Genomic DNA, 19,631 nt, shown 5'->3' on the forward strand with positions numbered 1-19,631 from the left:
CGACGACGTGGCGGCCACCGGCGGGGCCGGGGCAATCAGGACGAAACTACCTGACCGCCGCCCACCAGCGGCTATCTGGCCAACGACCACCCGTTCCCCGGTGTTCCCGCACACCACCCCGCTCCCTGAGGAGCGAGGAACGAGCGTCTCGAAGGGAGCCGGTCAGGAGTAGACGTGCGGGGCGAGCGTCGCGACGTCGCGCAGGTTGCGGTAGCCCTCGGCGAAGTCGAGGCCGTAGCCGACGACGAACTCGTTGGCGATGTCGAAGCCGACCCAGCGGGTGTCGATCTCGACCTTGGCGGCCTCGGGCTTGCGCAGCAGGGTGAGGATCTCGACGGAGGCCGGCGAGCGGGACTCGAGGTTGGCGCGGATCCACGACAGCGTCAGGCCGGAGTCGATGATGTCCTCGACGATGAGGACGTGCTTGTCGCTGATGTCGGCGTCGAGGTCCTTGAGGATGCGCACGACGCCGGAGGACTTGGTGCCGGAGCCGTAGGAGCTGACCGCCATCCAGTCCATCGGGGCGGAGCCGGGCAGGTGGCGCATGAAGTCGGCCATGACCATGACCGCGCCCTTGAGCACGCCGACGAGGAGCACGTCCTTGTCCTGGTAGTACTCCCACACCTCGGCGGCGAGCTCGCCGAGTCGGGTCTGGATCTGCTCTTCGGTGAGGAGCACCTCGACGAGGTCGTCCTGGATGTCCTTGGAGTCCACAGCTCTCCTTGCTCGGGTCGGGCCGATCTCATTGTCCACCAGGCGCACGTGCGATGTGCACCCGGTCGCGGTCCCGGCGCACCCGCAGGTCGCCGGGCAGGTGGAGTGGTCCCTGGCCGTGCCAGTCGGTGACGAGCCGGTCGCAGGCGGCGACGTGGCCGGCCGTGAGGCCTCCTGCCGGCGCCCCGGCGCGCAGCAGCAGCCGCCGCCAGACCCGGGAGCGAAGGGCGGTGGCCAGGTCCGCGAGCTCCCCCACCGGCACCCCGGCCGGGTCGTCGTCGGGCGTGGCCTGCTCGGCGAGGTCGTCGAGCAGGTCGGCGTCGTCGCGCAGCAGGTCGGCGCTGCGGACGAGCGCCTCGGCGATGCCGGGACCGAGGTCGCCCTCGAGGTCGGCCAGCGCCTGCCGCGCGCGGACGCGGGCGTAGGCCCGGTCGGAGTTCATCGGGTCCTCCCACGGCGTGAGGCCCCACTCCTGGCAGGCCTGTCGCGTCATGGCGCGCGGCAGGTGCAGCAGCGGCCGGGCGAAGGGAGTCCCCTCCCGGACCACGAGCACGGCCATGCCGGCCAGGGACCGCGCACCGGAGCCGCGGGCGAGGCCGAGCAGCACCTGCTCGGCCTGGTCGTCGCGGGTGTGCCCGAGGAGCACGAGGTGGGCAGGGTGCTCCTCGCCCATGGCCGCGGCGGTCTCGGCGAGGGCCGCGTAGCGCGCCTCGCGGGCCGCCGCCTCGAGGCCCTCGCCGCTCGCGGTGACGAGGGTCGGGACGACGGCGACGGGCCCGAGCCCGAGGTCGGCGCAGTGCTGGGCCGCGAGGAGCGCGACGTCGGCCGACTCCTCCTGCAGCTGGTGGTCGACGATGATCGCGCCCGCGGTGACGTCGTGCGCCGGCGCCTCGGCCGCGAGGGCGGCCGCGAGCGCGAGGGAGTCGGCTCCCCCACTCACCGCCGCGAGCGCCAGCGAGCCGGCGGGCAGGCCCGCGAGGGCCGCGCGGACCCCCCTTCGGCACTCGGCCTGGGAGGGGTGGCCGGCGCCCACGTCAGCCGTGGACCCGCCGCACCCAGGCGGCGGGCTCGGTGATCTCGCGCGCGGTGGGCAGCGTCTCGGGCGAGGTCCACACGGCGTTGAACCCGTCGACGCCGACGGCGTCCTGGACCGTGCGGACGAAGGTCGCGCCGTCGCGGTACTGACGCATCTTGGCCTCGAGCCCGAGGAGGCGGCGCAGCAGGCGGTCGACGGCGCCGGCGCCCTTGCGGCGCTTGGTGAAGCGGGCCCGGATCGTCGCCACCGTCGGGACGTGCTCGGGACCCACGTCGTCCATGACGACGTCGGCGTGCCCCTCGAGGAGCGACATCACGGCGGTGACCTGGGCCATCCGCTCGCGCTGCTCGGGCGTGATGACGAGCTCGGCGAGGCCCTGGCTGTCCCCGGAGAAGACCCGCGGCAGCTGGGTGGTCACCTGCTCGAGGCGGGTGCGCAGGGCCTCGGAGTCGGGCATGAGGTCGCCGGCGAGGCCGCGCGCGCTGGTGACGAGGTGCTCACGCAGCCACGGCACCGCGGTGAACTGCACCCGGTGGGTCTCCTCGTGGAGGCAGACCCACAGCCGGAAGTCGCGGGGCACGGCGTCGATGTCGCGCTCGGTGGCGACGATGTTGGGCGCGACGAGCAGCAGCGCCGGGTCGCCGTCGGGCGCCAGGTCGTACTGGCCCAGGACCTTGGTCGAGAGGAAGGCGAGCATGCCGCCGGCCTCGGCCCCGGTGATCTTGGAGCCGACGGCCTGGGCGGCCGCGGACGGCTCCTTGGTCTTGCGACGCGAGGCGGCCTCGAAGGCCGGGTCGAGCATGCCCGCCATCGACGTGGCGTTGACCTCGATCCAGGTGCGGCGGTCGATGACGAGCGGGGCGGGCGCGTCGCCGGGAGCGCGCAGGCGTGAGGTCGCGGCGACCGGCTCGACGGCCTGCCCGGCCAGCGCCCGGATCTCCTCGACGGCCTCGACCGCCTCCTCCGGGCTGACGTCGGGGCCGGGCGGCACGAGCCGCGTGCCCGCGGAGGTGGCGAACTTCCAGTCCACGTAGTTGGTCACGGTGCCACCCTACGGAGCCGGTCCACGTCGAGTCAGCGGCAGCCGCAGTCGGTGAGGTCGGCGACGACCTCGTCGAGGGCCGCGCGAGCGCCGAGGGTACCGGTCGTCGAGGGCACCCGGTCGGCGACGAGGACGTAGGTGAGCAGCCGGCCGTCGGCCGTCGTCGTCGTCCCCGCGAGGGCGGAGGTGCCGGTGAGGGTGCCGGTCTTGGCGCGGGCGATGCCGGCGGCCCCGCGGGACTCCTCGACGAGGAAGCGGTCGTGCAGGGTGCCGGTCAGGCCCGCGATCGGCAGGTCGGACAGCACCCGGGTCATGCTCGTGGCGCTGCCGGTGATGCCCAGCTGCATGACGTCGGAGATCACCCGCGCGGGCACGGCCTGGCCCGAGCTCAGACCGCAGTTGTCCTTGAGCTTGACCCCGGTCAGGTCGACCCCGGCGTCCTGCAGCGTCGTGCGGACCCAGCGGGTCACCTCGGCGAAACTCGCCCCGGCACCGTCGGCGACCGCGGCCTGGCGCGCGACGTTTTCGGTGAGGGCGTTGTCGGAGTCATCGAGGGCGAGCGCGAGGACGTCGCCGAGCGGTGCGGACTCGACCGAGCCGAGTTCCTCGGCGCCCCGGGGGGCCGGGGTACGCCACGTGCGGGAGGAGTCGTCGACGCTGACGGAGACGCCGGCCTTCTTCAGCTGCGCGGCGAAGGCCTTGAGGACGGTGCGCTCGGGCACCTTGGGCGAGGGCTTGAAGGGCTCAGGCCGGTCGCCGGCGAGCCCGATCATCGACACCCCCTGCGTGTAGCCGGCGGCGACGTCGGCCATGGACCAGCCCGGGGCATAGCGCTCCCCGGCCGCATACGTGGCGTCGAGGCGAAGGGAGTAGCGCGTCCCTCCCTTCGCCTGCAGCGAGGCGGCCACCTCCTCGGCGAGGTCGGCCAGACCCGCCCGACCCTCGACCGCGGTGGGGTCACCGGCTCCCTTGGCGAGCATCGTGTCGCCGGAGGCGACGAGGACCAGCTCGTCGTCCTCGCCCTGCACGACCGTGGTCTTCATCGTCGTCGTCAGGTCGGTGCGCTCGGCGACCGCAGCCGCCGTGAGGAGCTTGGCCGTCGAGGCGGGCGTCTGCGCGCGGTCCTCGTCCTGGGACCACAGGGTGTCGCCGGTGAGCGCGTCGCGCACGACGACGCCGACGCGGGGCCCGAGGGCGGAGGCACCGATGTCACCACGCAGCGCGCGGGCCAGTCCCTGCTCGGTCGGGACCGGGGCATCCTTGGAGGCGGCGGGCAGGACGGACTCGGCCGGCTGGTACTCGGGGGTCTGCTCGGCGACCGCCTCGTCGATGGTGAGGACACCCGGGACGCGGTCCTGGGCGTCGGCGACGCCGTAGGCCACGGCGAGGGCTGCGACGGAGGTCACGGCGATGAGAGTGCGGCGCACGCGCGGCCCCCTGCGGTGAATTGGCGGTGGTGGTGGAACACTGGGCCCGAGAATAGTTCACCCATTCACGGACAGAGGTATACCTGTGGAGTTCGACGTCACCATCGAGATCCCGAAGGGCCAGAAGAACAAGTACGAGGTCGACCACGAGACCGGTCGCATCCGCCTCGACCGCATGCTCTTCACCTCCATGGCCTACCCGAGCGACTACGGGTACGTCGAGGACAGCCTCGGCGAGGACGGCGACCCGCTCGACGCGCTGGTGCTCCTCGACGAGCCGACCTGGCCCGGCTGCCTCGTGCGCGCGCGGCCGATCGGCATGTTCCACATGCGCGACGAGGCCGGCGGCGACGACAAGGTCCTGTGCGTGCCCGCGGGCGACCCGCGCAAGGAGGGCATCAAGGAGCTCGAGGACATCAGCGAGTTCTGGCGCCTGGAGATCCAGCACTTCTTCGAGACCTACAAGGACCTCGAGCCGGGCAAGTCCGTCGAGGGCGCCCACTGGGTCGGTCGCGAGGAGGCGATCCAGACGATCCTCGAGGCCATCGAGCGCGCCAAGGCCAAGGGCATGACCACCGCCCGATGGAACATGCCCAACTCCGGCCACACCCCTCAGGAGGACGTGACCCACTCGGAAGAGGACATCAAGGCCGCCGCCGCCCGCGCTCGCGAGGAGCTGGCGACGAAGGAGAAGCCGCTCAGCGACGACTGAGCGAGCGCGCCAACCCGCGGCGGCCCTGCCGCATCATCCACGCGTGGTTGGCCCGCAGCACCGCAGGCGAGAGGGTCGCCGCCCGGGACCACCGGGCGGCGACCCTCACGTCTTGGTCGAAGGTGGCCCTGCACGCTCCCTGCAGGTCGCGGCCGATCGTCCACTCGGCCCACCCCTCGAGGTCACCGTCGAGGCGCACCCTCAGGTGACCCCCTTCGCGGTCCTCGATCTCGCGGGTGAGGACCAGGTGCAGGGTCAGGGGCAGGGCGCTGCGGATCTGCCCGCGGCCGGACGTCTCGTCGATCCGCTCGAGCGAGCGGATCTGCGGCCACCACCGCGGGTAGCCCTCGATGTCGGCGAGCGCCGCGACGACCGCGTCCCGCGGAGCGTCGAGCACCCACTCGTGGTGGAAGACGAAGCGCGGCCCGGGCACCTGCCCATCCTGCTCCCCTCCGTTGGTCGAGGTGCGAGCGCCAGCGAGCCCCGAGACCACCCCGCCGGCACGTCAACTACGTTGGCCCCGTGCGCTACTACTCCCGCGACGGACTGACCTTCGACCTCGACGACCTCGGCCCGCAGGAGGGTGACGTCGTCGTCCTGCTGCACGGCTGGCCGCAGGACCGCACGTCGTGGCACTCGGTGGCGCCGCGGCTGGCCGAGGCCGGTCTGCGGGTCCTCGCGCCCGACCTGCGCGGCTACTCCCCCGGCGCCCGCCCGGGCAACCACCTCGACTACGTCATCACCGAGATCGTCGGCGACGTGACCGCGCTCCTCGACGAGGTCGGCGCGGAGCGGGCGCACGTCGTCGGCCACGACTGGGGCGGGGCGCTGGCCTGGGCGATCGCCGCCCGCGAGCCCGACCGCGTCGAGACCCTCACCGTGCTGTCCACGCCGAGCCCCGCCGGGATGGCCGCCGGCATGCGATCCGGTGACCAGCTCAAGCACTCCTGGTACATGGCCCTCTTCGCCCTGCCGGTGCTGCCGGTCCTCTTCTTCCGGCTCTTCGCCCAGCAGGTCCTCGAGCGGATCGGCATGCCCCGCGAGCGCGCCGCCCACGACGCCCGCCGGCTGAAGACCCCGGGCGCCGCCGAGGGGACCTTCGCCTGGTACCGGGCCGCCCTCTCCCCCACCCTCATGTGGCGCAAGCGCCGGTCGAAGGGGGGTCCCCGCCGCAGCGTGCACCGTCGGGTCATCCCCACCGCCTACGTCTGGGGGACGAAGGACCCCGCCTTCGGCGAGGTCGCGACCCAGCACACCGTCGAGCAGCTGCGCCGCCGCGCCGGCGACCAGCCCGAGCTGGCGATCATCCGGCCGCTCGAGACCGGCCACTGGCTCATGGAGACCCACCCGGAGGTCGTCGCCGACGTGGTCCTCGAGCGGATCGGTGCCCGGCGCGGCGAGGCCCTCGCGGGCTGATGCGCACCCCTCGTCGGGCGGTCCTGCTGGGCGGGCTCGCCCTGTCGGTCGGGGCGTGCGGCCGCCGGAGCGACGTGCCCGCGGTGCAGGCCGCGCTGCGTTCCGCGGTCGAGGCGCTGCCCGAGCACGTCGCAGGACTGGTGCAGTACCAGGACTCGACCTCGGCAGGCACCACGATCAGCGGGGTGCTGACCCTCCGGGGCTCCGACCGCGGGGCCGTCGCCGCCTCTCTCGAGCGCGTGCTCGAGACGGTGGCCCGCACCTATCGCGACCAGGCGAACGTGCCTACGGCCTTCGTGCGGGTGGAGGCCCATCCGGCCGATGACTCGGCCACTCGGGTGCTCACCACCGAGGTCGTCGCGCCCCCCGAAGGGGCCAACACGACGACCGACGACCTCGACGCGCACTTCGACCTCTGAGGAGGCGATCGGTGGCACCGACCCGATTACGCGCCACGGGCACTCATCCGTATACTCGTGCCTCGCGTCCACGGGCGCATGCCGCCTTAGCTCAGTCGGCTAGAGCGTCTCACTCGTAATGAGAAGGTCGTCGGTTCGATTCCGACAGGCGGCTCCACACGAAACCCTCGAGAAATCGAGGGTTTTCGTCATGTCTGGGACCACATCGGTCACGACTGGGTGCCTGGTGTCGTTGGTGTCACCTGGTCCCCCTTCTCCGGGCAGCCAGGTGACGTCAACGCCGTCAGGCGGCGCCCGGGCGCCGACATGCCGCGCAGGGTCAGCGCGAATCCCACATCTGCCGGGCGTGCCCGATCTCCTCGCGGATCGCGGCCATGATCGCGTCGGTGACCTCGCGGGCGGCGGCATCGTCGGTCCGCCCGGCCCACGCCGACAGGTCCACCGGGTCGCCGACCGACAGGCAGGCCGTGTGGCGGTGCCACAGGTGGCGGTGGCCCTGCTGCGGGCCCCACGTCCCGACTGGGATGACCGGCGCCTCGGGATGACGAAGGGCGAGCCGCGCGGCTCCCGTACGGGCGGGCCCGGGCATCTTGTCGGGCTCGGTCGTGAGGCGCCCCTCCGGGTAGAGCGCGACGAGCTGCCCCTGCTCGAGCCGCTCCGACGCCGCGTCGAGGGCATCGGCCGCCGCGGCCGAGCCCCGCGCGACCGGAATCTGGCCGGTGGCCCGGGCGAGCGCACCGACGACCGGCCACCCGAAGACCTCCTTCATCGCGAGGAAGTGCGGGAAGCGCCGGTGGCCGATCGTCACCCGCGCCACGGCCAGCGGGTCGGACATCGTCAGGTGGTTGGCCACGAGGATCACCGGCCCTCGTCGAGGGACGGCACCGGCGGTGCGGAAGCGCACCCGGTGCGCCAGCTTGGCCACGGCCCAGACCAGCACGAAGCCGGCGGCGTTCTTCAGGTGCTGTCGTGGAGTGGTCACCTCCGCATTGTGGCCCCGGCCCCACCCACCCTCACGGAGTAGTCGTACCCAGGCTCCCCCCTTCGCCTGACCTCGACGTACTGCGGCACGGACGAAGGGGGCACACCCCCTGTGCCGCAAGGGATGCGACTCGTCCTGCAGGGCCGTCCACCCGCAGCTAGCGTGGGCCGGGCCCATCGGACCCAAACCCCCTGCGAGGTGTCCACGTGAGCTCCCTTCGTCGTGCTCTCTCCCGCCTGACCATCACCGCCCTGGCCACGTCCCTGGTCACCGTCATCCCGGCTTCAGGCGGCAGCGCCGCGCCCAGTCCGGTTGCGGCACAACGCGACTCGATCCCGATCCCCGGCGTCGACCAGGCCGCGCTGTCGAAGGCCCCGAAGGTGCCCTCGGCCGGCCGCTCCGGCGACCGGGTCGTCGGCATGACCGACACCATCGCCACGCAGGACTTCCGCGTCGCCGGCCTGACGTGGGACGGCTCGCGAATCGACGTCGAGGCCTTCGTCCGCACCCGCGACGCGCAGACCGGCCGGTGGTCTGGCTGGAGCCTGCTCGAGGCCGAGGGGGGGACCCGACGCCGGCACCGCCGAGGCGGCCGCCGCCCAGGGCGGCACCCAGCCGCTCATCACCGCGCCCTCCGACGGCATCCAGGTCCGCGTGGAGTCGGCCGGCGCCCGCCCTCAGGGCCTCGAGGTCGACGTCATCGACCCGGGCACCTCGACCGCCGACGCCACCGCCGGCAGCGACACCACCTCCCTCTCCACGGCGGACGAGACCAACCCCCAGAAGCGGCCGACGATCCACAGCCGGGCCGAGTGGGGTGCCGACGAGTCGATCCGCAAGGGCGACCCCGACTACGGCGAGGTGCGCGGCGCGGTCCTGCACCACACCGCGGGGGTCAACGGCTACTCCCGCGAGGAGGCGCCGGCGATCATGCGCGGAATCTACGAGTTCCACGTCAACGGCCGCGGGTGGAACGACATCGGCTACAACGTCCTCGTCGACCGGTTCGGGCGACTGTGGGAGGGCCGCGCCGGCGGCGTCGACAAGGCCGTCATCGGCGCCCACGCGCAGGGCGTCAACAGCCAGACCTTCGGCATCTCCGCGATGGGCGACTACGACCAGACCGCGGCGCCCGACGCCATGACGACAAGCATCGAGCGGCTCATGGCGTGGAAGCTCGCCCGCCACCACGTCGACCCGACAGCCAAGGCGACGATCGGCGGCGAGTGGCTCCCCACCGTCGTCGGCCACCGCTCCGTCGGCCAGACGACCTGCCCCGGCCAGTACCTCGCGGCTCGGCTGCCCGAGATCCGCACCGACGCCCAGGCCCGGCAGGGCACCGCCTTCTACACGCCGAGCACGAGCCCGCGTCGGGTCGCCTACGGCACGGGCGGGTCGGCACTCCAGGTGCGCACGACCGGCGACATCACCTGGCGCGTGCGCATCTCCAGCAAGGAGCACGGCGTCATCTCCGACCGGTCGAGCACCCGGACCGGCGACACCGACCTCACGGTGACGTGGAAGGGCCGTCTCGCCGACGGCAGCTGGGCCCCGCCGGGTGAGTACGAGGTCCTGCTGAGCGGCAAGGACACCAGCTCCGGCGCATGGATCCCCAGCTGGCGCGACACGGTCACCGTCACGTCCTGACGCTCACTCCTCGCAGGTCAGCTCGCCACCGTCGGGCGTCGTGCCGGTGAGCCAGAACTCGTCGACCGCCTCGTCGACGCAGGAGTTCTGGCGCATGTAGGCGGTGTGCCCGTCGCCCTCGTGGGTGATCAGGGCGGAGTCGGCGAGCTGCTCGTGCAGGCGCTGCGCCCACTCGTAGGGCGTCGCGGGGTCGCGGGTCGTGCCGACGACGAGGATCGGGTCGGCCCCCTCGGCGTCGACCTCGTGCGGCGTGTTGGTGGGGTCGATCGGCCACTGGGCACAGGGTGACTCCGAGGCGAGCGCGCGGCCCCAGATCGGGGCCTCCTCCTCGGCGCGGGCGACGAGGTCGTCGGGACCGCCGGGGCCGTCCGGGGTGTCGAGGCAGGAGACGGCCGGCAGCGCCTCGAGCATGTTGTTCTGGTAGGCCCCGCTGGAGTCGCGCCCGGCGTAGGCACGGCCGAGCTCGCTCAGCGGGCCGCCATCGCCGTCGTCCGCGGCGACGAGTGCGTCGGTCAGCTGCGACCACATGCCCTGGTCGTACATCGCCTGCGCGATGCCCCACGTCGCCCAGCCCTCGGTGAGCTCGATGCCGGCGCTGGCGGGCAGCGGCTGCTCGTCGAGCTCCTCGAGCTGGCTCTGCACGTGCTCGACGACCTCATCGACGCTCGAGCCGAGCGGGCAGTCGTCGTCGACGCAGTCCTGCGCCCACGCCCGGGTCGCGGTGTCGAAGCCCTTGGCCTGACCGATCGCGACCTCCTCGGAGGTTGCGTCGGGCGGCAGCACACCGTCGAGCACCATGCGCCCGGCGCGGTCCGGGAAGAGGTCGGCGTAGGTCGCGCCGAGGTAGGTGCCGTAGGACTTGCCGAGATAGGTGAGCTTGCCGTCGCCGAGGGCGGCACGCAGCACGTCCATGTCGCGCGCGGCGTCGGCGGTGGAGACGTGACCGAGCAACTCGCCCGTCTTGTCCTTGCACCCGTCGGCGAACTCCTTCTGCGCGCGCTCCCCCGCCGACTTTTCCTCCGGGGTGTCGGGCGTCGGGTCCTTGGCCAGGTAGTCGTCCATGTCGGCATCGCTCAGGCAGTCGACCGGGTGCGAACGCCCCACGCCCCGCGGGTCGAAACCCACGACGTCGAAGTGGCGCCGGATCTGGTCGCTGACGATGAAATCCGCGGCCGCCGCGTAGTCGACGCCGGAGCCGCCCGGGCCACCGGGGTTGACGACGAGCGAGCCCGCGGCCTCCCCCTTCGCCTCGACCCGCAGGACGGCGATCTCGATGGTCTGACCGTCGGGGTCCTCGTAGTCCATGGGCACCTCGAGCGTGGCGCACTCCCCGTCGCTGCCCCGGCAGCCGCCCCAGTCGAGCTCCTGCGAGTAGAAGCGCTCGAGCCCGGTGGTGCCCGCCGGCGGCGTGGTGTCACCCGTGGTCAGCCCGGTCGGCGTGGTACCCGGCTCGAGGAGGGAGCAGCCGGCCACCGGCAGCAGTAGCGCTGACACGGCGGCGACGACGCGAGGAGTGCGTGACCGGCGAGAACTCATGCCCAGACGCTACCTGCCGTCGTGGCAGGGCGATCAGCGCGACGGCAACTGCAGCGAGACCGCCATCGCCTCGAGCGCCAGCAACGGCGCGACGTTGGCGGCGATCCGCTCGCGGGCGGTCGCGATCGCCTCCATCGCGCCGAGCAGCCCCTCGCCGCCGAAGGCCCGCGCGACCTCCTCGACGACCGGTCGGGCGTCCTCGTTGACCAGGGCGACGGGCGAGCCCGCGTGCAGCACGAGCGCGTCGCGGTAGACCGAGAGCAGGTCGACGAGCGCCCGGTCGACCATGTCGCGGGTGAAGCGGGTGGCGCGTGTCTTGTGCTCACGCTCGAGGGCGGTCACCTGGGCCCGGACGTGCGGTGGCTGGGTCCGCGCGCTCGGGTCGGCACCGAGGGTCTCGAGGAGACGTTCCTTCTCCGCCGCGGCACGGGCCTCGAGCGTGCGGTCGCGCTCCTGCTCGGCGATCTGCAGCAGGTCGGCGGCCGCGCCGACCGCGTCGGAGACGCCCCGGATGCGGCCGGCCATCGCGATGGTGTCGCGGCGGCGGATGCGGGCGCCCTCGTCGGTCGCCAGCCGCTTGGCCAGCCCGATGTGGCTCTGCGCGGCCCGAGCGGCGTAGGTCGCCATGCCGATGTCGATGCCGTCGCGGCGGTGGAGCAGCTGGGCGACCTCGGGCACGGGCGGGGTGCGCAGCCGCACGTGCCGCGAGCGCGAGCGGACCGTGATGAGCACGTCCTCGAGGCTCGGCGCGCAGAGCAGCCAGACGGTGCGCGGCGTAGGCTCCTCGAGTGCCTTGAGCAGGGCATTGCCCGACTGCTCGGTCAGCCGGTCGGCGTCCTCGACGAGGATGATCCGGTAGCGCCCGACGCTCGGCGAGCGGCCGGCGAGCTGGACGAGGTCGCGGGTCGCGGCGACGCCGATGGACAGGGCCTCGGTCGCGAGGACGTCGACGTCGGCGTGCGTCCCGTCGAGCGCGGTGCGGCACTCACGGCACTCGCCGCAGCCACCGCTCGGGCACAGCAGCGCCCCGGCGAAGGCCCGCGCTGCCGTCGACCGCCCGGACCCCGGCGGCCCGGTGAAGAGCCAGGCGTGGGTCATGGCGGCCGGGTCGGCGACCGCCCGGGTCAGCGTCGTCACCGTCTCGGCCTGGCCGACGACGTCGCGCCAGATCGGGGCCGGCCCCTCACCCGCCACGGCGGTCACAGGACGCCCTCGCGCTGCAGGCGGGAGCGGACGCGGTCGGCGACGGCCAGCGCGTGGGCGGCCCCGTCGACGACGAGGTAGCGCTCGGGCGCGGCCTCGGCCATCGCGAGGAAGTGCTCACGCACCGCCGTGTGGAAGGCGTCGGCCTCGGACTCCATCCGGTCGTGGGTGCCGCCGCGGCGGCGGCGCCCGGTGGCCGGGTCGACGTCGACGAGGACGGTGAGGTCGGGGGTGAGTCCACCGACGGCCCAGGACTGCAGGTCGGCGACCTCCTGCGCCCCGAGGGAGCGGCCGGCGCCCTGGTAGGCGACGGAGGAGTCGGTGTAGCGGTCGGTGACGACGACCGCTCCGCGGGCGAGCGAAGGGAGGATGACCTCCTCGACGTGCTGGGCCTTGTCGGCGGCGAAGACCAGAGCCTCCGCCCGGGGCGTGATCGCCTCGCCGTGGAGGACGAGGTCGCGCAGCGCGGCACCGAGGGCGGTGCCCCCCGGCTGGCGGGTCACGACGACCTCGCGGCCCGCCGCCTCGAGGGCCTCGACGAGGTGCCTGACCTGCGTCGACTTGCCGGCGCCGTCGCCCCCCTCGAAGGCGATGAAGTATCCGCGATCCGTCACGTCGTCGACCCTAAGGCACCGTGCCGACACGCGAGTCCGGGTGCCGAGCAGGTGCTGTGCAAAGGTCACAAGTCGGTCGCGATGGACGGCTGAGCGGCGGATCCGGCTCCCCCGCGGGGTTGAGTGGACGAGTGTCCCGAGAGCCGGGGTCGAGGAGAGGATGCCCGTGGGTGATTTCGTCGCAGACAAGTGGCAGGACATCCTCTTCCGCTCCTTCCAGCACCTCGCGCTGGTGGTGCAGTCGGTCCTCCTCGCGACGATCATCGCCATCGCGCTCGCGGTGCTCGTCACCCGGGTGCCGCGGCTGAAGCCCGCGGCCAACATGCTCAGCGCCATCGGCCTGACGATCCCCTCCTTCGCCCTCCTCGGCCTGCTCCTACCCCTCTTCGGCATCGGGCCGGTGTCGCCATTCGTCGCCGTCACCTTCTATGCGACCCTGCCGATCCTGCGCAATGCCGTCGTGGGCCTTGCCGGCGTCAGCCCCACCCTGCTCGAGTCGGCGAAGGGGATGGGCATGGGTGCGACCACCCGCTTCCTGCGGGTGCAGCTGCCGATGGCGTGGCCGGTGATCATGGCCGGCCTGCGGGTGTCCGCGCAGATGTCCATGGGTGTGGCCGCGATCGCGGCGTACACCCTCGGCCCCGGTCTCGGCGGCTACATCTTCACCGGCCTGGCCCAACTGGGCGGGGCCAATGCCCTCAACTACGCCCTCGTCGGGACCCTCGGGGTGGTCGTCCTCGCCCTGCTCCTCGACGCCGCCCTGCTGCTCGTCAGCCGACTCACCACCTCGAAGGGGATCCGCGCCTGATGTCCACCACCGCAGACCAGCAGCCCGCACCCGAGCACCCCGCAGCCAACCGGGAGGTGAGCGGCGCCGAGATCGTCTTCGACAACGTCACCAAGACCTACTCCGGGCAAAAGGTGCCGGCCGTCGACGGGCTGTCCCTCACCGTGCCGGCCGGCGAGATCGTCATGTTCATCGGCCCCTCGGGCTGCGGCAAGACGACGACGCTGAAGATGATCAACCGCCTCCACGAGCCGACCTCGGGGACGATCACCATCGGCGGCGAGGACATCCGCAGCAAGAATGCGACCGAGCTGCGCCGCACCATCGGCTACGTCATCCAAGGCGGCTCGCTCTTCCCCCACATGACGGTCGGCGACAACATCGCCCTCGTCCCTGGCCTGCTCAAGTGGGACAAGCGCCGCATCAGCGAGCGTGTCGACGACCTGCTCGAGCTCGTCGGCCTCGACCCCAAGCGCTACCGCGACCGCTACCCCAAGGAACTCTCCGGCGGGCAGCAACAGCGCGTCGGCGTCGCCCGCGGCCTCGCGGCCGACCCGCCGGTGCTGCTCATGGACGAGCCCTTCGGCGCGGTCGACCCGATCACCCGGCAGCGGCTCCAGGACGAGCTGATGAGCATCCAGGAGGAGCTGCAGAAGACGATCGTCTGCGTCACCCACGACATCGACGAGGCGGTCAAGCTCGGCGACCGGATCCTCCTGCTGCGCGAGGGCGCCCAGATCGCCCAGTACGACACCCCGACCACCCTCCTGGCCAACCCCGCCGACGAGTTCGTCGAGGACTTCATCGGGGCTGGGTCGTCGCTCAAGCAACTGAGCCTCTCGCGCGTCGACGAGCTCGAGCTGCAGAGCCCGGTCCTCGCCACGGTCGGTGACGACGGCAAGGCCGCCGCCGAGGCCGCCCGCGCCGGCGGCCAGAACGACGTCATCGTGCTCGACTCCCGACGTCGCCCGGTCGGGTGGTACAGCCTCAAGGAGGCCGCCCGGATGCCTCGTCTGCCCGACCACACCGAGGAGGACATCTCGGTGATCGACCGGCGCTCGACGATCAACGACGCCCTCGACTCGATGCTCGCGAGCACCCACGGCGGCGTCCTCGTCACCGGCCGCCGCGACGAGTTCCTCGGCGTCGTGACCTTCGAGGCGGTCACCGACCACATCCGCGCCGCGTCCGACCCGGATGCGCAGGAGGCCACGTCATGACCGACGTGAGGACCTCCCCTTCGACCGCCGACACCGGTGTCGAGGACCGCCGCACGACGATCGGGCTGCTCGTCGGCCTGCCGCTGCTCTGCGCGGCGATCCTCGGCGGCTGGGCGATCTGGCGGCAGACCGCCGACCTCGACGACATCGAGGCCCGTCAGCTCGCGTGGGGCACGATCCTCACGCTGACCCGCGAGCACGTCACGCTCACCCTCATCACGACCGCCGTCGTGCTCGTCACCGCGATCCCCATCGGCATCCTGCTCACGCGCGGTCCGGCCCGCCGCTTCTCCGGGCCGATCACGGCGGTCGCCAACGCCGGTCAGGCCGCGCCGGTCATCGGCCTCATCGTGCTCCTGGCGATGTGGCTCGGCTTCGGCGTGCGCACCGCCGTCATCTCGCTGGCGATCTACGGCTTCCTGCCGGTGCTGCGCAACACGATCGTCGGCCTGCAGCAGGTCGACCAGACCCTCGTCGAGGCCGCTCGCGGCATGGGCATGTCCCCCGTCGACGTCCTGCGCCGGGTCGAGCTGCCCCTCGCCATGCCGGTGATCATGGCCGGTGTGCGCACCGCGCTCGTGCTCGTCGTCGGTGCCGCGAGCTTCGCGACCTTCGTCAACGCCGGTGGGCTGGGCGCGCTCATCGTCACCGGCATCACCCTCTTCCGCTACCCCATCCTCGTCAGCGGCGCCGTGATCATCGCGGTCGTCGCGCTGCTCATCGACTGGGCGGGCCGGGTGCTCGAGCTCGTCCTCACTCCCAAGGGGACCTCATGACGACGCGACGTGCCCTCCCTTCGGCCGAGCTGACCCGACGCACCCTGCTCCTGGGCGGAGCCGGCACGCTCGGCCTCGCCCTCGCCGGGTGCGGTCTGGGCACGAGCGGCGGCTTCGTGCCCTCCGGGGAGGCTGCCGGACCGATCGCCGACGTCGACCTGTCGGGCGCCTCGATCGGGGTGGGGTCGAAGAACTTCACCGAGCAGCTCATCCTGGGCAAGATGGCCGTCATCCTGCTGCGCGCGGCCGGCGCCGACGCGGCCGACCTGACCAACATCCCCGGCTCGTCCAGCGCCCGTCAGGCGATGATCGAGGACCAGGTCCAGATGCAGTGGGAGTACACGGGCACCGCGTGGATCGCCTACCTCGGCGAGACCACCCCGATCCCCGACGAGCGCAAGCAGTACGAAGCCGTCCGCGACCGCGATCTCGAGGAGCACCAGCTCGTCTGGCTCGACCCGGCGCCGATGAACAACACCTACGGCTTCGCCGGGCCGACCGAGACGATCAAGAAGCTCGGCATCACCAAGCTCTCCGAGCTGGCGAAGGTGCCCGAGGCCGAGCTGACCTTCTGCGTCGAGTCCGAGTTCAACAACCGCAACGACGGCTTCGACCCGATGCTGAAGAAGTACGGGCTGAAGCGCGGCAGCGACTTCCCCGCGAAGAACGTCAAGGTGCTCGACACCGGGGCGATCTACCAGGCCACCGACGAGGGCACGTGCACCTTCGGCGAGGTCTTCACGACCGACGGACGGATCAAGGCGCTCGACCTGACCGTGCTTGAGGACGACAAGGCCTTCTTCCCGAAGTACAACGTCGCGCCCGTGCTCACCCAGGCGGTTGTCGAGGAGCACCCTGCGGTCAAGGAGCTCTTCGCGCCGGTCGTCGAAAAGCTCACCGACGACGTGCTCATCGACCTCAATGCCCGGGTCGACGTCGACGGCGAGGACCCGGCGGACGTCGCGATCGCGTGGCTGCGGGAGGCCGGCTTCATCAAGGCCTGACCGCCCCTCGCCCGTCGCATCTCCTTAAGGTCGTGCCATGACCTTCACCGACGAGACCGCCCGTGCCCTCACCTCCCGCGCCCTCACCGCGCAGACCGAAGGGAGGGTCCCCGGCCTCGTCGCCGGCGTCGCCCGGGCGGGCCGGCTCGAGTGGTCCACGGGCATCGGGACGATCGACCTCGCGACACCCGAAGAGGCACCCGATGCCGACACCCAGTACCCGGTGGCGAGCAACTCCAAGACCTTCACCGCGGTCGCCGTCATGGCACTGCGGGACGAGGGCCGGCTCGACCTCGACGACACGGTCGAGCAGCACCTCGCGGACTCCGCCCATGCCCGCGTGACGATCCGGCAGCTGCTCTCGCACACCTCCGGCATGCAGCGGGAGCCGGTCGGTGACGTCTTCGACACGATGGTCATGCCCTCCCGGGAGGACCTGCTCGCCGGCTGGTCGCAGGCCGAGCGGGTCGGCCGCCCGCACGACCGCTGGCACTACTCCAACCTCGCCTACTCCGTCCTCGGCGAGATCATCGCCCGCCTCGACGGGTGCACCTGGGAGGAGTCGATCCGGCGCCGCATCCTCGACCCGCTCGAGATGACCCGCACCGGCACCGTGCCCTCCGGCCGCCGGGCGAAGGGGTACTACGTGCCTCCCTTCGCCGACGTCCCCGTGGAGGAGCCGGTCTTCGACGCGGCGGCCCTCGACCCTGCCGGTGGGCTGCGGTCGACCGCCACCGACATGGCGCGCTGGGGCGGCTTCGTGGCCGACCCGGTCGAGGAGGTCCTCTCCCCGGACACGCTCGAGGAGATGTGCCAGCCGCAGGTCATGGCCGACATGACGGGGTGGACCTCCGCGTGGGGGCTGGGCTTCCAGCTGGTTCGGCACGAGGGCCGCACCTGGGTGGGGCACACCGGCGGCTGGCCCGGCTCGATCACCGGCGTCTACACCGAGCGTTCCACTGCCACAACGGGACTGATCCTGATGAACAACTCCGCACCCGTCCCTCCTGCGGCCGCCGCCATCGAGCTCGGGACGATCGCGATCGAGCGCGAGCCGGTGCAGCCCGAGCCCTGGCAGCCCGGGACCGAGCTGCCCGACGAGCTCGTCCCGCTGCTCGGGCACTGGTACTCCGAGGGGACGCACTTCGTGCTGTCGGTGCGCGAGGGGCGGCTCGAAGCGCGGGTGGCCGGGCAGCCCAAGGAGATGCCGCCCTCGGTCTTCGAGGCCGAGGCCACCAACCGCTACCGCACGGTGTCGGGCCGCGAGCGCGGCGAGCTGCTGCGGGTCACCCGCGATGCCTCCGGCACCGTCACCCACCTCAACTGGGCCACCTACCGCTTCACCCGCGAGCCCCTGGCCTTCGGCCAGTGGCTCTGACCGCCCCGACCCTGCATTGCCCTACGGCAATGCAGAGTCGGGGCCCGGTGACCCTGCATTGCCGTAGGGCAATGCAGGGTCCTGGGCCCACCGAGCGGGCGAAGGGAGGGGGGACGGTCGCTGCGCGACCTCCTCAGCCAGCGGGGGTCACGCGAAGTGCTTGCGCAGCTCCCGGTTGAGGATCTTGCCGGTGGCATTGCGCGGCAGCTCGTCCATGAAGACGACCTCGCGCGGGATGCAGTGGCGGGCGCGGTGGGCGCGCACGTGCTCCTTGACCTCGTCGGCGCTCAGCTCGTGGCCCTCGGTGAGCGCGACGAAGGCCGCGAGGCGCTGACCGAAGTCGGGGTCGGGCACGCCGATGACCGACACCTCACGGACCGCGGGGTGCTCGGCAAGCAGCCCCTCGACCTCGATGGGGTACACGTTTTCGCCGCCGCTGACGATCATGTCGTCGTCGCGACCGTCGACGAAGTAGAGGTCACCCTCGACATGGCCCATGTCGCCCGTGGAGACGAGGCCGTCGACGAAGTCCTTGGTCTTGCCGTTGGTGTAGCCGTCGAAGACGAGCTCGTTGCCGCAGAAGATCCGGCCGGTCTCCCCCTTCGGCAGCTCCTTGCCGTCCTCGTCGAGGATCTTGACGACCGTGCCGAGCGGCGGGGTGCCGGCGGTGTTGGGGTGGCGGCGCATGTCGGCGGGCGTGGCGATGCACACCCAGGAGGCCTCGGTCGAGCCGTAGAGGTTGTAGAGCACGTCGCCGTACTCGTCCATGAACTTCGTCGTGAAGCCCGAGGGGTAGGCAGATCCAGAGGTGGCGACCACCCGCAGCTTGCGGCGGCTGCGTGCGGCCGGGTCACTCGGCAGCTCCATCATCCGCTGGAGCATCACGGGGATGGCGAACATCGCGTCAGGCTGCAGCTCCTCGAGCGCCGCCCGGGCCGCCTCGGGCTTGAAGCGCCGCTGCAGGATGATCGTCGCGCGCAGCGCCATCGACAGCTGCATCGCCGCGTAGCCCCAGGTGTGGAAGATCGGCGCGGAGATGAGGATCCGGTCGTGGGCCTTGAGCGGGATCCGGTCGATGATCGAGATGAGCGGGCCGAAGCCGCCGGGCGTCTTGCGCGCGGCGCCCTTGGGCGTGCCGGTGGTGCCGGAGGTGAGGATGATCGTGCGGCCGCCCTTGGCGGGCACGGGCAGCGACTCGGGTCGGGCCGTCGCCTCGACCCGCTGGGCCAGCTCGGTCTCGGTGACCCGGGGCAGCTCCGCCGGCAGGTGCGAGACGACCTCGGCGAACTCGTCGTCGTGGATGAGGCCCTTGATCCCCTGCTGCTCGGCGACGACCGCGAACTGCGGCCCGGCGAGACCGGTGTTGCCCAGGACGAGGTCGATGCCCACCGCGGAGGTGGCCGTCATGACCTCGATGGCCTGGACGTGGTTGCGGGCGAGCAGACCGAGGCGGTCGCCCGGGCCGAAGCCCATCTCACGCAGGATGACGGCGATCTTCTCGGAGTTGGCGAGCAGCTCGGCGTAGGTCGTCGCACCCCGGCTCTCGTCGATGACCGCGACCGCCTTGGGCGAGCGGTTGGCCGCCTGGCGCAGCTCACCCGCGAGGCCGAAGCCCCACTTCTTGAGAGCAGTCAGCTGCTTGACCTGGGCGGCGGGCGGCCCCGGGGCCAGCATCCCCCGCTTGGCCATGGTCTTGGCGATGGTCAGAGGGTTCATGT

General features: G+C 72.3%; 19 protein-coding genes and 1 tRNA gene. 10 read left to right on the forward strand and 10 right to left on the reverse strand.

Going from position 1 to position 19,631, the window contains the following annotated elements; genetic code table 11:
* Window positions 1–162 precede the first annotated feature (162 nt).
* Genes hpt through dacB form a run of 4 tightly spaced genes read right to left on the reverse strand, consistent with a single transcriptional unit; the run spans window position 163 to window position 4,219 of the window.
* A complete protein-coding gene (hpt, locus tag NYE39_RS07945; protein ID WP_341012354.1) occupies window positions 163–714 on the reverse strand; it encodes a hypoxanthine phosphoribosyltransferase in 552 nt (183 codons plus the stop codon).
* Between the two features lie 28 nt (window positions 715–742).
* Window positions 743–1,747 carry a tRNA lysidine(34) synthetase TilS gene (gene tilS / locus NYE39_RS07950; protein WP_341012355.1) on the reverse strand — a complete coding sequence of 335 codons (1,005 nt, stop codon included), beginning with the start codon at window positions 1,745–1,747 and terminating at the stop codon, window positions 743–745.
* Window position 1,748: 1 nt separating this feature from the next.
* Window positions 1,749–2,792 (reverse strand): zinc-dependent metalloprotease, encoded by a 1,044-nt coding sequence (locus NYE39_RS07955; RefSeq protein ID WP_341012356.1) that lies wholly within the window; start codon window positions 2,790–2,792, stop codon window positions 1,749–1,751.
* A 32-nt stretch (window positions 2,793–2,824) separates the two neighbouring features.
* A complete protein-coding gene (gene dacB / locus NYE39_RS07960) occupies window positions 2,825–4,219 on the reverse strand; it encodes a D-alanyl-D-alanine carboxypeptidase/D-alanyl-D-alanine endopeptidase (RefSeq protein ID WP_341012357.1) in 1,395 nt (464 codons plus the stop codon).
* An 85-nt stretch (window positions 4,220–4,304) separates the two neighbouring features.
* On the opposite strand from dacB, the gene NYE39_RS07965 reads away from it, so the two are divergent.
* Complete coding sequence (locus NYE39_RS07965; protein WP_341012358.1) at window positions 4,305–4,931, forward strand: inorganic diphosphatase; 627 nt, start codon at window positions 4,305–4,307, stop codon at window positions 4,929–4,931.
* On the opposite strand, the gene NYE39_RS07970 is transcribed toward NYE39_RS07965, so the two are convergent.
* Window positions 4,918–5,364, reverse strand: a complete 447-nt coding sequence (locus NYE39_RS07970; protein WP_072626327.1) for an SRPBCC family protein — start codon at window positions 5,362–5,364, stop codon at window positions 4,918–4,920. The genes NYE39_RS07965 and NYE39_RS07970 overlap by 14 nt on opposite strands.
* 89 nt (window positions 5,365–5,453) lie before the next feature.
* Here NYE39_RS07970 and NYE39_RS07975 point away from each other — a divergent pair, with 89 nt between their 5' ends.
* The 3 genes from NYE39_RS07975 to NYE39_RS07985 all read left to right on the forward strand — a co-directional run bounded on the left by NYE39_RS07975 (window position 5,454) and on the right by NYE39_RS07985 (window position 6,923).
* Entirely contained in the window at window positions 5,454–6,347 is an 894-nt protein-coding gene (locus tag NYE39_RS07975) for an alpha/beta fold hydrolase (RefSeq protein ID WP_341012359.1), read from the forward strand.
* On the forward strand, window positions 6,347–6,766 hold the full coding sequence (locus NYE39_RS07980; RefSeq protein ID WP_341012360.1) for a hypothetical protein: 420 nt from the start codon (window positions 6,347–6,349) through the stop codon (window positions 6,764–6,766). Before NYE39_RS07975 ends, NYE39_RS07980 begins: the two co-directional genes overlap by 1 nt.
* An 80-nt stretch (window positions 6,767–6,846) precedes the next feature.
* A tRNA-Thr gene (locus tag NYE39_RS07985) sits at window positions 6,847–6,923 on the forward strand.
* A gap of 162 nt (window positions 6,924–7,085) precedes the next feature.
* Here NYE39_RS07985 and NYE39_RS07990 read toward each other — a convergent pair.
* Window positions 7,086–7,748 carry a lysophospholipid acyltransferase family protein gene (locus tag NYE39_RS07990; protein ID WP_341012361.1) on the reverse strand — a complete coding sequence of 221 codons (663 nt, stop codon included), beginning with the start codon at window positions 7,746–7,748 and terminating at the stop codon, window positions 7,086–7,088.
* 654 nt (window positions 7,749–8,402) lie between these two features.
* Here NYE39_RS07990 and NYE39_RS07995 point away from each other — a divergent pair.
* Window positions 8,403–9,395 carry a peptidoglycan recognition protein family protein gene (locus NYE39_RS07995; RefSeq protein WP_072625469.1) on the forward strand — a complete coding sequence of 331 codons (993 nt, stop codon included), beginning with the start codon at window positions 8,403–8,405 and terminating at the stop codon, window positions 9,393–9,395.
* A 3-nt stretch (window positions 9,396–9,398) separates the two neighbouring features.
* Here NYE39_RS07995 and NYE39_RS08000 read toward each other — a convergent pair whose 3' ends face one another.
* From NYE39_RS08000 to tmk, 3 genes are read right to left on the reverse strand one after another with little or no spacing between them, the layout of a single operon-like run.
* Window positions 9,399–10,931: an alpha/beta hydrolase gene (locus tag NYE39_RS08000; protein ID WP_192910802.1), complete on the reverse strand. Its 1,533-nt coding sequence runs from the start codon at window positions 10,929–10,931 to the stop codon at window positions 9,399–9,401.
* A gap of 33 nt (window positions 10,932–10,964) precedes the next feature.
* A complete protein-coding gene (locus NYE39_RS08005; RefSeq protein WP_083546173.1) occupies window positions 10,965–12,134 on the reverse strand; it encodes a DNA polymerase III subunit delta' in 1,170 nt (389 codons plus the stop codon).
* The gene (gene tmk / locus NYE39_RS08010) at window positions 12,131–12,748 is read right to left on the reverse strand and encodes a dTMP kinase (RefSeq protein WP_072625471.1); all 618 of its coding nucleotides are present in this window, start codon (window positions 12,746–12,748) and stop codon (window positions 12,131–12,133) included. Before tmk ends, NYE39_RS08005 begins: the two co-directional genes overlap by 4 nt.
* Window positions 12,749–12,914: 166 nt before the next feature.
* On the opposite strand from tmk, the gene NYE39_RS08015 reads away from it, so the two are divergent.
* The 5 genes from NYE39_RS08015 to NYE39_RS08035 are packed head-to-tail and all read left to right on the forward strand — an operon-like array spanning window position 12,915 to window position 17,913.
* Window positions 12,915–13,556 (forward strand): ABC transporter permease, encoded by a 642-nt coding sequence (locus NYE39_RS08015; RefSeq protein WP_341012362.1) that lies wholly within the window; start codon window positions 12,915–12,917, stop codon window positions 13,554–13,556.
* Entirely contained in the window at window positions 13,556–14,755 is a 1,200-nt protein-coding gene (locus NYE39_RS08020; RefSeq protein WP_341012363.1) for an ABC transporter ATP-binding protein, read from the forward strand. The genes NYE39_RS08015 and NYE39_RS08020 overlap by 1 nt, the downstream gene beginning before the upstream one ends.
* Entirely contained in the window at window positions 14,752–15,531 is a 780-nt protein-coding gene (locus tag NYE39_RS08025) for an ABC transporter permease (RefSeq protein ID WP_341012364.1), read from the forward strand. The genes NYE39_RS08020 and NYE39_RS08025 overlap by 4 nt, the downstream gene beginning before the upstream one ends.
* Entirely contained in the window at window positions 15,528–16,535 is a 1,008-nt protein-coding gene (locus tag NYE39_RS08030) for a glycine betaine ABC transporter substrate-binding protein (protein ID WP_083546175.1), read from the forward strand. The genes NYE39_RS08025 and NYE39_RS08030 overlap by 4 nt, the downstream gene beginning before the upstream one ends.
* A 37-nt stretch (window positions 16,536–16,572) precedes the next feature.
* Window positions 16,573–17,913 carry a serine hydrolase domain-containing protein gene (locus NYE39_RS08035; RefSeq protein ID WP_341012365.1) on the forward strand — a complete coding sequence of 447 codons (1,341 nt, stop codon included), beginning with the start codon at window positions 16,573–16,575 and terminating at the stop codon, window positions 17,911–17,913.
* Between the two features lie 147 nt (window positions 17,914–18,060).
* On the opposite strand, the gene NYE39_RS08040 is transcribed toward NYE39_RS08035, so the two are convergent.
* A complete protein-coding gene (locus NYE39_RS08040; protein ID WP_072625474.1) occupies window positions 18,061–19,629 on the reverse strand; it encodes an AMP-binding protein in 1,569 nt (522 codons plus the stop codon).
* Between the last annotated feature and the right edge of the window lie 2 nt (window positions 19,630–19,631).

Origin of the sequence: Janibacter sp. FSL W8-0316, assembly GCF_038004165.1 — a bacterium.
GTDB classification, from domain to species: Bacteria; Actinomycetota; Actinomycetes; order Actinomycetales; family Dermatophilaceae; genus Janibacter; species Janibacter indicus.

Excerpts from the sequence above, each read along its gene's own strand:
- NYE39_RS08040 (WP_072625474.1), bottom strand. The coding sequence starts at position 19,629 with ATGAACCCTCTGACCATCGCCAAGACCATGGCCAAGCGGGGGATGCTG.
- NYE39_RS08020 (WP_341012363.1), top strand. The coding sequence starts at position 13,556 with ATGTCCACCACCGCAGACCAGCAGCCCGCACCCGAGCACCCCGCAGCC.
- NYE39_RS07980 (WP_341012360.1), top strand. The coding sequence starts at position 6,347 with ATGCGCACCCCTCGTCGGGCGGTCCTGCTGGGCGGGCTCGCCCTGTCG.
- NYE39_RS08025 (WP_341012364.1), top strand. The coding sequence starts at position 14,752 with ATGACCGACGTGAGGACCTCCCCTTCGACCGCCGACACCGGTGTCGAG.
- NYE39_RS08030 (WP_083546175.1), top strand. The coding sequence starts at position 15,528 with ATGACGACGCGACGTGCCCTCCCTTCGGCCGAGCTGACCCGACGCACC.
- NYE39_RS08000 (WP_192910802.1), bottom strand. The coding sequence starts at position 10,931 with ATGAGTTCTCGCCGGTCACGCACTCCTCGCGTCGTCGCCGCCGTGTCA.
- NYE39_RS08035 (WP_341012365.1), top strand. The coding sequence starts at position 16,573 with ATGACCTTCACCGACGAGACCGCCCGTGCCCTCACCTCCCGCGCCCTC.